General features: G+C 45.3%; 9 protein-coding genes. 2 read left to right on the top strand and 7 right to left on the bottom strand.

Annotated elements, in window-relative coordinates; genetic code table 11:
- Positions 1-60 precede the first annotated feature (60 nt).
- From HMPREF1039_RS06130 to HMPREF1039_RS06120, 3 genes are all read right to left on the bottom strand, one after another.
- On the bottom strand, positions 61-1,428 hold the full coding sequence (locus HMPREF1039_RS06130) for an aminopeptidase (RefSeq protein ID WP_007391599.1): 1,368 nt from the start codon (positions 1,426-1,428) through the stop codon (positions 61-63).
- 330 nt (positions 1,429-1,758) lie between these two features.
- Positions 1,759-3,972, bottom strand: a complete 2,214-nt coding sequence (locus HMPREF1039_RS06125; protein ID WP_007391570.1) for a DEAD/DEAH box helicase — start codon at positions 3,970-3,972, stop codon at positions 1,759-1,761.
- Positions 3,966-5,585, bottom strand: coding sequence for a site-specific DNA-methyltransferase (locus tag HMPREF1039_RS06120; RefSeq protein ID WP_007391522.1), 1,620 nt, complete (start codon positions 5,583-5,585; stop codon positions 3,966-3,968). Before HMPREF1039_RS06120 ends, HMPREF1039_RS06125 begins: the two co-directional genes overlap by 7 nt.
- A gap of 369 nt (positions 5,586-5,954) precedes the next feature.
- Between HMPREF1039_RS06120 and fusA the strand changes: the two genes are divergently transcribed.
- Positions 5,955-8,024: an elongation factor G gene (gene fusA, locus HMPREF1039_RS06110; protein WP_007391576.1), complete on the top strand. Its 2,070-nt coding sequence runs from the start codon at positions 5,955-5,957 to the stop codon at positions 8,022-8,024.
- Between the two features lie 58 nt (positions 8,025-8,082).
- Here the strand turns inward: fusA and pyk are convergent, their stop codons facing one another.
- From pyk to HMPREF1039_RS06095, 3 genes are all read right to left on the bottom strand, one after another.
- Positions 8,083-9,828: a pyruvate kinase gene (gene pyk / locus HMPREF1039_RS06105; protein ID WP_007391608.1), complete on the bottom strand. Its 1,746-nt coding sequence runs from the start codon at positions 9,826-9,828 to the stop codon at positions 8,083-8,085.
- A gap of 168 nt (positions 9,829-9,996) precedes the next feature.
- Positions 9,997-10,677, bottom strand: coding sequence for a 7-cyano-7-deazaguanine synthase QueC (queC, locus tag HMPREF1039_RS06100; RefSeq protein ID WP_007391531.1), 681 nt, complete (start codon positions 10,675-10,677; stop codon positions 9,997-9,999).
- A 117-nt stretch (positions 10,678-10,794) separates the two neighbouring features.
- A complete protein-coding gene (locus HMPREF1039_RS06095) occupies positions 10,795-11,619 on the bottom strand; it encodes a basic amino acid ABC transporter substrate-binding protein (protein ID WP_039891861.1) in 825 nt (274 codons plus the stop codon).
- A gap of 177 nt (positions 11,620-11,796) precedes the next feature.
- Between HMPREF1039_RS06095 and HMPREF1039_RS07855 the strand changes: the two genes are divergently transcribed.
- Entirely contained in the window at positions 11,797-12,402 is a 606-nt protein-coding gene (locus HMPREF1039_RS07855) for a phosphatase PAP2 family protein (RefSeq protein WP_007391595.1), read from the top strand.
- A gap of 369 nt (positions 12,403-12,771) precedes the next feature.
- On the opposite strand, the gene HMPREF1039_RS06085 is transcribed toward HMPREF1039_RS07855, so the two are convergent.
- Positions 12,772-13,599 carry an EFR1 family ferrodoxin gene (locus HMPREF1039_RS06085; RefSeq protein WP_007391603.1) on the bottom strand — a complete coding sequence of 276 codons (828 nt, stop codon included), beginning with the start codon at positions 13,597-13,599 and terminating at the stop codon, positions 12,772-12,774.
- Between the last annotated feature and the right edge of the window lie 49 nt (positions 13,600-13,648).

The raw sequence follows: 13,648 nt of genomic DNA, 5'->3' as shown, positions 1-13,648 counted from the left end.
GCGAAACGCCCCTTCCGTGCTGAACGGAGGGGGCGTCGTATACGGGCGACCGTATCGGGGTTAACGGCTTTCAAAGAAGGCTTTGTACGCTAAATAGGCACAATACGCGTCGGTTTTGGCAACCAGTTCCAGCGGCGCGTGCATGCTGAGCATGGCTACCCCGCAATCCACGACTTCACAACCCCAGTTTGCCATAATGTAGGCGATCGTACCGCCGCCGCCCTGGTCGACTTTTCCTAATTCGCTGATTTGCCAGGGCACTTTATTTTCATTGAATATTGTACGTACTTTTATTAAAAATTCGCCGTTGGCATCACTGCTGCCGGCTTTCCCGCGAGAGCCGGTATATTTGCAGAGCGCAATGCCGTAGCCGAATTTTCCGGCATTGTTTTTTTCAAAAGCCGATTCAAAATTCGGATCCAGCGCGGCGCAAACATCGGCGGAAAGAACTTCGCTTTTTCGCAAGAGACGGCGCAAATAAATATCTTCCGTATGGCCCCGGAGAGCGAGTAATTCGGCCATAAAATCAAGAAAATAAGAAGCTTGTACGCCCGTATTTCCCATAGAGCCGATTTCTTCTTTATCCGCAAAGAGGGCCACTTGGGTTTTATGGGCGCTTTTCGCCTGTAAAATAGCGGCTAAATTGGCATAGGAGCAAACCCGATCATCTTGCCCGTGGGCCATGATCATCGAACGATCCAGCCCGACTTCCCGACTTTTTTGTGCCGGCACAATTTCTAATTCGGCACTGGCAAAATCTTCTTCTTCTATGCCGTATTTATCTTGTAAAAATTGCAGAATGGCCGGTTTTACTTCCGACGTATCACTGTGTAAGCCGATGATCGGCATGAGCATTTCGCCCGTAATCGCTTCATTTAATTTTTTTACGGCCTGATCTTTTCCTAAATGAGGTAATAAATCGGTAATATAGAGTACCGGATCCTCGGGATCGTCGCCGATCGATACTTCGATTTTTTCACCTGCCGCCGTATATACTACGCCTAACAGCGACAAGGGCAGGCATACCCATTGGTATTTTAAAATACCGCCGTAATAATGCGTTTTAAAATACACTATACTGTCTTTTTCCACGACGGGCATAGCCTTTAAATCCAAGCGCGGGCAGTCAATGTGAGAGCCGACGATTTTCAGTCCTTCTTCCGGCGGCTGCTCGCCGATGACGGCTAAAATAACGGATTTTCCCTTTTGATCCCAATATACCTTATCGCCCTTCTGCAAGGCGGTGTAGTCGGTCAGCGGTTTAAAGCCGGCCGCCCGTGCTTGGCGTAAAATTTCCTTATTCGCCAAGCGTTCCGTGCGGGCCGTATCTAAAAATTGACGATAGTTTGTTCCGTACGCCAGTACTTCCTGCCGTTGTTCCGGTGTAAAGCGTTGCCAAACGCTGTGTTCTCTATCAAATGCTTTCATGAAAATCCTCCTTTACCTATAGACCCAGTATGTCGAGTGTATTCGTTATTTCATTATAGACGTCTTTCCTAAAAAAAGAAAGATGCGCAAAAGTGGGCATTGTAAGAGAGGGGACGAAATCCGACCACGCGTCTTTACGCGGGAACACAAACCGCCTGCCCGTGCATGTGGCACGAAGCAGGCGGTGCTTGTTGTCGTCATTACCGGAGCCGTTTGACGGCAGCCCGTGTTGGTGAAACGGGCTTCTATAAGAACGCGTACAGTTCAGTTCTTGGTCGCCATAAAACGCTTGGCAAGCGTATGGATAGCTTGCCGTTTTTCACTATGCACTTAAAACTTTTCAGATAGCGGTACCCAGCAATCGTCGGCCATATCTTCAGCAAATACGGTGTTGTTAATATAAAGCGATCCGTCTTTATCGCGCACAAAGCCCCAATTAATTTTCTTATCTTGTGCGTACTGTTTAAAAGCGTTAAATTTATTTCCAATCTGTCTATCTATATTTTTATCTTGTCCGCGAGCTTCTCCGCCTTTGGTTTCAATGATCCAGATAGTACCGTTTTTCTTTTTGATAATATAGTCGGCATAGAACAGCCATTGATGTTGCAGACCGTCAACATAGACGATGGAGAAGTATTGTTGTCCCGTATCGCCGTTTTTGTAGACCCATTCAATATCATCTCGTGTTTCGCAATACTTCTCAAAGAGCATTTCCGATGTGGACCGAACTAAACTTGTGGCATAACCGGATGTATATTCCCGATAGGCATTGGTAAGATATTCCGCTTCATTTTTTACACCCGGATCGTATTTGAAAAAATCCTGCTCCGGTATTTTGAAAGTAGTTGTTTTAGGGGCTAATAGCAGCGATTGCTGTACAGCCATTTTAGCGGTAACAGCTCTAAATTCTTCTTTCAAAAGATGTGCGTTGTTAACGACAAAAGCATAAAAGTCGGCGGTGGGAAGGGTAATGAGTTTTTGCTTATTATTGCCACCTTTACGGAATAAGCGTTCCAGAATGACTTTTACTTTGGCAGTTGATATACCAATCGTGCTTTTAATCGCATCCACACTGTGTAAAAGTTCGATACCGTGTTTATGTGTATTGACACGTTTTCTAGTTACATAGTAGGTAGTAGCTTCAGCTACGGAATATGTTTTAATGAACTTACCATGTAAGGCAGATCCGAGTATTTCATCGCCGAAAATATAGCCGGCAGCTTCCAGGCGTGTGAGGTTTGCTTTCTTATCGGTTGTGAGTTGGTATTTTTCAACAAGGAAAGTGTGAATCTTTTGCAACACTTCTCGTTCACCTAAACCGTTAAAATCACGGTCACGAATTTGTTTTTCTAACGTGAATGTCTTGCACTTATCCTTGAGAAACAGACGTCTTGTTTCGTAGGCCTTATCCATGGAAGAGAGTAGTCCTGCCTTGTACTTCTCATCAAAAGTATAAACATAGCAAAAATCAAGCAAGTCATCATCATAGTGTTTTGCTTCGGGCATACGGCGTATACGTCCGATAGTTTGTATTTCAAAGGATTCGCTCATGCCTTCACGAAGCTTTACGAGTATTTTTGCACGCGGACAATCCCAGCCGGTGGATATGGCTTGCTTCATAAGAAGAAACACAGGAATACCGTCATTTTCAGTTAAATCATCGGGTAAGTCTTTCTTATCTTCACTCATCCACTTGCTGACCATCCCGTTTTCATACGTGTAACCCATGGACGCAAGCTTTGCTTCTACTGCTTCAATCGTTTCAGGCTTACCGTTGGGAAACTGAATCAGCACAAGCGGTCGTATAATTTTACCAATTGATGTATACCTGCCGGCGATCGCTTTGCGCTTGCTATCTGCTAAATCAAGCAAGGTATCATAGTCATCATCAATGTTGAGATGTTCCTCGATGCCTTCATTCACATAGAGTGCTTTGGTAATAAGACCGGCGTTAATGACATCCAATTCATCAATTTCAAAAAATTCATAACGTTTGTTTTCAATAGCCGTGGCACTGACGCGAATTGTATGTTTAGCAGCAAAGGCATCGATAATCGTTCTGGCTTTTGCCGTGTTATTGGAGTGTTCCTCATCGATAATAACAATAAACGCTATGCCTGAACGATGGGCTTCCGCTATACGGTCGAAGAGATTTTTACGTTCACTATCACGAATAGCCGTGTTACCCTTCTTGGTCACCAGCTCCCAGTTGATGAAAGTCGTTGAACTTTCAGGAAATCCGCCTAAGAGCGCGTCAAATAAATTCTGCGTCTTTCTACCGGGAGAAAGTTTTTGCATTTTCTTACGACTTTGCTCCTCAAGGTTTCCTTTTCCCGGGCATAGCCAAATAAAAGCAGTTTTCTTATCAACATTACTTAAATATGTATCAACATAGTCAATAAGAATAATGGTTTTACCTGAACCGGTAGGCGCTTTCATAACGACCGTTTCTTTCGCATCCGACTTAGTCGTTACATCGATTAAACGGATTACGGCTTTTTCTTGAAATGCAAATAAATTGATGGTAAGCCCCGGATTTACCATGTTTCACCGACCTCCTTCAGCTCATATTCGAAGTAGTAATCGGGAATAATGTGAATCTCCGTGTTACTAAAAAGAGCATCCTGCTCGGAGGTAAACAATACATTCCTTGAAACGTAAATTGCCTTTACGTCCTTATAATTCGACCAGTTCTTAGCCAGTTCGTCCGCTTGTTCATCACTCAAAACAATGAGATAGTGCTTGTTATCCAGCGTAATGCCATTTTCCAGCTCTACCATCTCTTTGATGTGAGAAAGGAGTTCCTCGCTTACATCGTCTGCATCTTTAGCAATAAAGTCCGTCTTAAAGTATTTGAGGTTGGCAGGGATGCCTTCTACATCTGCATAGCCATGAATCACACGCTTAATGCGCTCATAGGTCACTTCTTCACAGATATTATTTTCGTTATTGGTGCAAAGAATAAACTTACGATTTCCGCCATCATCCTTGTTAAGTGCAAGAACAGCTTGAGCAGTAGTACCACTGCCTGCGAAGAAGTCGAGGACGGTAGCGTTTTTACTAGAAATCTCTAAACATCTCTGAATTAATTTAATAGGCTTAGGATTGCTAAATGTATTCTTTTCTTCCATCACCTTTTCTAATTCACTACTACCTGTCGTATTTTCTGGCAAATCATTCCAAAGAGTATCTATTTTTTTGCCCTCATTTTCTCTTTCGTTCCAATATGCTTTCTCATTAAGAGATTTATTTTCTAAGCTTAGCCTACCATCGTTTTCTAATTCTTTTAATTTCTCATACTTCATTCTCCATCCGTTCTTGGGACATTTCCATATCTTTCCATTATTATCAACATAATCATAAGTTGTTTCTGGACCTGGATCCTTTGGTTTTTGCAATGGATATAAACGATAAAACCCTCTCCCATCATTATCGTTCTTACTATACATTTTTCTTGTGGAATCAGATAAAGGTTTATACGCAGGATTTAATTCAAATTGTAAACTTTTAGCATATAGCAACACATATTCTGTATTTATTGTAAACTTATCCTTTTCAGTTTTTACACTTGAGTTTCTTTTCCAAATAAAAGAATTTATGAAGTTACTTTCTCCAAATATTTCATCCATAAGAAGTCTTAGCTGTGCAATTTCGTTATCATCAATAGATATAAAAATTAACCCCTTATCACTTAGCAATTCCTTTGCTACAATCAATCTTTCTTCCATGAATGACAACCATTTTGAATGCTTATATCCATCTTCTTTTACTATATAGTCATCGTTATATCTAAAATCATTTTTTCCACGATTATACGGCGGATCGATATAAATCACATCAATCTTTCCGGCATGCGTTTTCTCAAGCAACTTCAAACTATGTAGATTATCACCTTCCAAGAGAAAGTTATAGGCGTTTTCATCAATTGCTTTAATTTCACGCTCTTTTACTTCCGTGAACACAGGTATATTGTCTTGCATCATACGGTCAACTTGTTCTTCGTGTTTTTCCCACACAAGACCATATTTTTTCGAGTTGAGCTCGTTTTCAATTTCACCTAAGGCAACGAGCATGTCATCGTCATCGGTATGTTCTTCTTTGATTTTTTGTAGTAATGCCAGCATACGCTCGCGCTTTTGTTGCGATAAATTTGCCATGACGTTTTATCCTCCACTATGAAGTGCCGTATTGTTTCGTTTTTCACTACCCTTTATCATATCATATTTGGTATATATAAACGATAAAAAGAACCGGTTGCACCGCAGTATAGGGAGTAAAATCTTTTTTTCGGTACTTTTTAAGGAAAGAGCGTTTTATGGGCATGGCCGGAAAAAGGCGGAATATATGCAATTTTTGCAGGGCGGAGATGGTTTTTTGCTATTTCCGTATACTTGAAAAATGGCGTATGGCGGTACTCGGCAAGCTGCGGCAGGGGGGCGCGGGAAAATATAGGGCGGGAAAAAAAGGAAAACCGAATCAGGGTACAGAATATAGTAAGTAAACTTAGGTTCCGGGAGGCGATGGTAATGAAAGAGTATACTAGTGAGCAAATTCGTAATGTAGCAGTGCTTTCTCATGACGGCGCGGGAAAAACGGCGGTCGTCGAATCGTTACTTCTGACGTGCGGGGAAGTGGCGGCGGTAGGTGTCGGCAAAGATAATAAGCATATTATGGATTATGAGCCGGAAGAAATTAAGCGCAATGTTACGATTCAATTGGGGATTGCGCCCTGCCAATGGGAAGGATATAAAATAAATTTTTTGGATACGCCGGGCTATTCCGAGTTTTGCGGCGAAGTGAGAGCGGCATTGCGGGCGGCAGACGGGATTTTATTGGTGGTTTCCGCTGAAGCGGGCGTGGAAATGGATACGGAACGGGCGTGGGATTATGGGGTGGAGTTACAATTACCGCGCATGGTGTATGTCAATAAAATGGACGGCGAGCAGGCGGATTTTTTTGCGTGTTTGGAAAAAATGCGTGCTGTGTTCGGAAAATCTATTATGCCGTTGCAGATTCCGTTGGGAGAAGGAAAGGATTTTCGCGGGATTATTGATGTGTGCAAATTGATCGCGTGGGAATGGAAAGAAGGCGTTTGCGAAGAAATTAAAGTGCCGCCCGAATATATGGCGAAGGCGCGACAAGTGCGGGAAATGTGCATGGAAGCGGCGGCGGAAGGCGACGATGCGTTGCTGGAAAAATATTTGGAAGGCGAAGAATTGACGCTGGACGAATTGCGGCACGGCTTACGACAGGGGATGTTGACGGGGCGGGTTTGCCCCGTTATGTGCGGCAGTGCGCGGTACCATATAGGGACACAAGAATTGTTGCGGCGTATTATTACGTATATGCCGACAGGGGCGCAGAAAGTCATGACCGGAGAAGATGCGGAAAACGGCGAAGCCGTGTTGGTACATTCGCATAAGGCTTTTTCCGGATTTGTTTTTAAGACCACTGTCGATCCGTTTGCGGGAAAAATGAGTTATGTCCGTATTTATTCGGGAAGTTTGCAAGAGGGCGACCGGGTGTATAATGTTACGCGTAAATGTGAAGAAAAATTAGGAAAAATATTAACGTTAATCGGGAAAGAAGCCAAGCCGATAGGGCGTGCGCCGGCCGGTGATATTGTAGTGCTTCCGAAGTTGGACCGGACGAAGACGGGCGATACGTTGGCGGCACCGGAGTTCCCCGTTTATTTCGAACCGGTGCGGTTTCCGCAGCCGCTGCACAGTGTAGCTCTGAAGGCTGTTAAAAAAGGGGAAGAAGAAAAATTAGTGAATGCGTTGGTTCGTATCGGGGAAGAAGATCCGACCTGCCGTGTGGAAAAGAGTGTGGAAGGAAAACAAATTGTAGTACGTTGTATGGGCGATATTCATTTAGAACATATTATGACTAAAATGGAGCGAAAGTATGGCGTACAGGCGGCACAGGAAGCGTTGTATATTCCGTATCGGGAAACGATTAAAGGCACGGCGACGGCGGAAGGAAAGCATAAGAAGCAAAGCGGCGGACACGGCCAGTACGGGCATGTCGTGTTGACGATGGAACCGTCGGCGACCGGAGAAGAGGTGGAATTTGCGGACGCCATATTCGGGGGTGCCGTGCCGCGACAATATATTCCGGCCGTGGCAAAAGGCGTGGAAGAAACGTTACATAAGGGCTTGTTGGCCGGGTTCCCCATGATTCATGTGAAGGTTACGTTAAAAGACGGTTCGTATCATACGGTGGATTCTTCGGAAATGGCGTTTAAGACGGCGGCGGCTTTGGCGCTTAAAAAAGGGATTCCGGAAGCGGAACCGGTATTGTTGGAACCGATTTATACGGTTCATGTGGTTATTCCGGAAGAGTTTATGGGCGATGTGATGGGCGATTTCAGCAGTCGGCGCGGCCGTATTTTGGGAATGGAACCGCATCGCAATCGGAAAGGGATTATTGTCGTTAAAGCGCAGGTGCCGTTGGCGGAAATGGCGGGCTATGTGACGGCTTTGCGATCCATGACGCAGGGAAAAGGAACGTTTCATTTGGAATTTTGGGATTATGAAGAAGTTCCCAAAAAGATAACGGAACAAATTATTGCTGCAAGAGCGGAAAAAAATTAAGCGGTTTACAGTAAAAAAAACAGGCACCTGTACAGGTGCCTGTTTTTTTCTTGGGTGGTTACCGGGCGTTGGCGGCACCGCGGAAGACGGTGTCGCGACTGCTGTCTACAGTGACCGTATCATTGTTTTTTAAGATGGACGAGGCATTTTTCGCGCCCACCACAATGGGAATGCCGAGGGTAATGGCGAGAATCGCGGCTTCGCTGGTCAAGCCGCCTTCTTCTGCAACAATGGCACGGGCTTTTTTCAAGTAGGGAATAAAATCCGGTTCCGCCGTGCGCAGCACCAGGATGCACCCGTCGTGAAAATGTTTTTTCAAGGCGGTTATGTCGGTGGCTACGCATACTTTGCCGACGGCGGATTTTTTGCCGATGCCCATTCCGCGCAGCAATACATCTCCCACTACTTGCACACGGATCATATTGGTGGATCCGGATTGGCCGACGGGCACTCCGGCGGTCAACACAACTAAGTCGCCGGTTTGAATGAGTCCTTGTTTTAACGCGGCGGCAATGGCGTTAGCGACGACTTCATCCGAATCTTTGGCATTGTCGCCCTGAATCGCCTGCACCCCCCAATTCAATTGGAGGCGGCGAATAATATCCGTATGGGGGGATACGGCGATGATGGGCGCATGCGGGCGGAATTTGGAAATCATTTGCGCCGTACTGCCGTGTTCGGTAGAGGCGATAATAGCGGCCGCATGCAAATCGGTGGCGATTTTTACGACGGCTTTTCCGATGGATTCGGTCGTTGTAGTTGCCGTATAGTCGATGGAGAGCGGCCGGAAAGAACTGTGATTTTCGGTATACATGGCCACGCGCGCCATGGTGGTAACCGCTTCCACCGGATACTGCCCGTTGGCGGTTTCGCCGCTGAGCATTACGGCGTCCGTTCCGTCCAAGATGGCATTGGCGACATCGCCGGTTTCCGCCCGTGTAGGACGAGGATTGGTGCACATGGATTCCAGCATTTGCGTGGCCGTAATTACCGGTTTGCCGGCAGCACGGCATTTTCGGATCAGCGTTTTTTGCAGGGTCGGGACTTCTTCCGCCGGCACTTCTACGCCTAAATCTCCGCGCGCGACCATAATGCCGTCGCTCATTTTTATAATTTCATCAATATTTTGCACGGCCGCCCGACATTCTATTTTAGAGATAATTTTCATAGAACTGCCTGCGGTTTCCAAAATTTTGCGAATGGTTACGACATCGTTACTGCGTTGCATAAAGGAAGCGGCAATGAGATCCATGTTCATAGAAATCCCGAATTCGATATCTTCTTTATCGGCAGGAGAAACGGCCGGTAAATTAATGGCCGTGCCCGGTACGGCTACGCGTTTGCGATCGCTCATGATCCCGCTGTTAAGAATTTTAGTATGAATTTCTGTATTTTCTATGGCGACAATTTCCAAATTTACCAAACCGTCGGATAACAGAATGTGGTCTCCTACATGTACATCGGCCGGCAATTCTTTATAATTGACCGAGGCGATGGTTTCATTTCCCATGATTTCCCGCGAAGTAAGGGTAAACCGCTTGCCGGCGGTGAGGGTAACGGTGCCGTTTTGAAAATGTCCCAAACGGATTTCCGGCCCTTTCGTATCGAGCATAAGGGCAACCGGTATGCCCAATTTCTGCGCTACGGCCCGGACGGTTTCTATGCGTTTTTGATGTTCCGTATGAGACCCGTGCGAGAAGTTGAAACGGGCCACATTCATGCCGGCAAGTATCATTTTTTCAATGATTGCGGGAGATTCGGAACCGGGACCCAAGGTGCAAACAATTTTGGTTTTTTTCAGCATAACAACATCTCCTTTGCCGAGAGAACGTGAATTTATAGTATTCTTACAGGCCGGTGCAACGTTTGTTTCCCCGGTCATGACGTTTACGTTTAGTGTACCGTATTCATCCGGTTATTGCAAGACAGGCGATATAAAGGCGCTGTTTCGGTATAAAACAGCGCCTTTGTATTATAATGCCGGATCGGGGACTCCGTTGGCCGCAAAGGCGGCCGCCCGATCGCGGCAGGTTCCGCACAGTCCGCAAGGTTTTTCCCGACCTTCATAGCAGCTCCAGGTCAGATGATAGGGAGCTTGTAATTGTAAGCCTTGGCGGACTACTTGCGCTTTGTTCCACTGCAATAGAGGGGCTTCCAAGCGGCATGTTTTTCCGGATCCTTCATAAATGGCGGTAGCCATGGCTTGTTCAAATTCCGGGGTACAATCCGGATAGGCTCGGCCGGCGGCATCGTCCGCATGGGCGCCATAGTAGATGCAGGACGCATGGACACTGACGGCCAAGGCGGCCGCAAAGGAGAGAAACAGTCCGTTGCGAAAGGGTACATACGTATCCAAGGTGCCGGCGCCGCCTTTGGCCGCCAATTGGTCACTATAGGAGGTATGGGCAATGGCGCCTTTTCTGCCGGCTAAGAGCGGGCAATCACTAAGGGTAAACGCCTGCGACACATCGATTTCACGATGCGCGACCCCGTAATAGGCGGCTACGTTGCGGGCGGCTTGGAGTTCTTTCGCATGTTTTTGACCGTAATAAGCGGTAACGGCCAATAGTTCGGAAGGACCGTATTTTTTTACACCTAATGCTAAACAAGTAGTGGAATCAATTCCGCCACTGAGTAATACCAGACATTTCATGGGATAGTCTCCTTTATAGGTACAAGTATTATTTTATATTATCACATATGCAGGAAGACGACCAGGCATAGGAAATGTAAAAACGGATTTGCCGGGAAAGGCAAATCCGTTCACGTATTATTTTGCCGTTTGTGCTAAGGCAGCGGCGGCGGAATCCGGCAAATTCGGACAATTGGTACCGAACCATTTTTGATAAATTTTTTGGAAGGTGCCGTTTTTCTTCAGTTTCAGTAAGGCGGCATCAATGTCTTTTTGCAATTGCGGATTGTTTTTGTTCATGGCAAAGGCCAGGTATTCTCCTTTGGCATCGGGCAGATCAATGATTTTAAATTTACCTTTTCCTTCTTTGGTAAGATAGTAATCGGCAACCGGTTTATCTAAAATACCGGCGGGAGAGCCGCCTACCTGCAATTCCATGATCACTTCCGAGTTATGATCGAATTGTTTGGTGGCCAGTTTTTTACTGTCGCAATAGTCGGCGGCCGTTGTGCCCATTTGGACGGCAACGGTTTTATTTTTTAAATCCTGTATACTGTGAATCGAACCGGATGCGGGAACCATCAAGACTAATTTTGATTCATAAAACGGTGCGGAAAAGGCGACTTTTTCAGCACGTTCGGGAGAAAGGGTAATTCCCGAAGCGCCCAGATCCATAGTGCCTTGTTGCAAGGCGGGAATAATTCCGGCAAAGGGAACGTTATTTAAGGCAATAGGTTGACCCATTTCTTTACTTACGGCTTGCAGCAGATCCATTTCAAACCCTTTGTACTCCGTAGCGTTGGCGTCATCTTTGAATTCAAACGGTACAAAGGTGGCATTGGTACACACTTGTAAAGGCTTTGTTGTATCTTTTTGCGCTTGCGGGGTGTGCCCGCAGCCGCTTAATACACCGACGGAAAGTAACGTAATTACTAATAGATATGTTGCTTTTTTGAGATTCATACAATCCCCTCCTGATGAATTAATAAAAACTAATTTAGATATATTATACAAGCGGATGAAAAAAATGTCCAGTAAAAAGAATAAAATAATCAAAAAAAAGAATAAAAACAATTTTGTCGGTATCCTGTACTCCCATATTGACAGGCGCGGAGATTACAGTATGATGAAAGAAAAGAGATGAAGTTTAAAGAAGGGGAGCGCAGTATGATACATGTAGCGGTTATGGTCATTCGTATTCTTTTACAATTTCATACGTATCGTCGGCAATGGCGACGATTTTGGGTACTTATTACTCGCTTCGGCTATATCCTGTTTGTTTTGTACGGGCTTATTTCCTGGTTTCGGCCGCGACCGGCAGGGAAGCGCATACAGCGACGGGAGACGTTATTGTATTGTTTATTCGCCGTTATTACCGGGTCGGTTTTATCGCGATTGATCGGTGCGGTTTGGCGACGGCCGCGTCCTTTTATGAACGGGAAAAAGGCTTGGTGCGCACATAAGGATAATGCGTCGTTTCCCAGTAATCATACGATGAACAGCGTGGCGATTTCCTGTATATTTTTGGCAAGAGGAGAAACTGCGGGTATTCCGCTGCTGATATGGTCCGGCGTGTTGGCCGTATCGCGGGTAATTTGCCGGCTGCATTATGTATCCGACATTATAGGGGGCGCTTTTTTGGGCGCCGGTATCAGTCACGTATTATATCATAATAAAAAAATCAAGAAGATTATACGGTATCTTCTTGATCGATATGATGAAGTTATTATTCAAGCGAAAAAATAATTTTAGTGCAGTTGTAAAAACGACGCAAGGCATAGTATACTATAGGTGGTTCTCGTAACGAACCCTCTTCTTTTCTGATTGCATAGTGATATAAGTGAATGTACCTTCCAGTACAAAGAACAGGCGACATATTGTCAGCCTGTTTTTTGCATGCCTATATTGTCGTTATTTTGATAATAGAAAAAATAAACAATAATCTATGATTTGTCAAAAATAAATATAAATTATTGTATTGAATTGTGTATGTTGGGAAAACGAGAAACGGCAATAGTAGGCATAATATACACGTTTGTATATAATTTACTATAAGCCAAGCATGTATATATGATATGAGGAACGTATACAAGTATTTTTTGAGGATAGCAGCGATTATAGATAGTAGTGATTTTTGGCACGTCGCGTATAATTTTGTTCCAGCATGGCCACGTGGGATAAAAAGGCGGTGTCGGCAAAGTATTTGGCATGGTGGGGACAGATGTGAATACAGGCATGACATTTAATACAAATTCCCGGTACTTGGGACGGATCTTCGGGATTTATACTTCCCATCGGACAGGCATTTACACAACGAAGACATCGGGTACAGGCCGGAAGATTCGTTTGCGGTTTGGCTTTTAAAAATTTGGCCGGTTTTCCGTCTATTCCCAGCGGCGTATAATAAGGCGCAATCGGAGCGGACAGCAGGGAAGGACGGGGGACTTCGGCAAGCGGGAGTTGGGGGCGCAATTTGTTTACTAATGCCCGGATAAAATCTTCCTGCAAACGCATATCCGCAGCGTCGGGACGCGTGTTGCCGATACGGGGGGAAAACACATGCGGAGCGGCTAACGAAGCGCCGGCAATCACATAAAAGCCGTTTTGCGCTAAGGTTTGGGCCAATTCCGGCAACGCACTGTCGGCACTGCGATTACCGAAAGTGACTAACGTAATGGCAGGGGATTGAAGGCCTTGAAAGTTTTTTTGTACGAACGGTACTAGTTTGTTGGGCAATCGTCCCGCATAGGTAGGCATGGCGAAGACGACTAAGGACGTGCCTGCAAAGACATGGCGGCGGGTCCGGGAGGTCGGGAGAGTGAAGTTTACATGTCGACAGGGAACACGGAGTTTTTTTGCCAGTTCTTGTGCTATTTGGGTGCACATCTTTTCGGTATTTCCTGTGGGACTGAAATAAACGGCGGTTACATTATCAATAGTCATGAGTAAAGGCTCCTTTAACAAACAGTTTATATCGTAAACATAGCATATT

Source organism: Megasphaera lornae, assembly GCF_000214495.1.
GTDB classification, from domain to species: Bacteria; Bacillota; Negativicutes; order Veillonellales; family Megasphaeraceae; genus Megasphaera; species Megasphaera lornae.
Note: the sequence above shows the minus strand (reverse complement) of the source record. Positions and strands in the feature narration are given on the sequence as shown.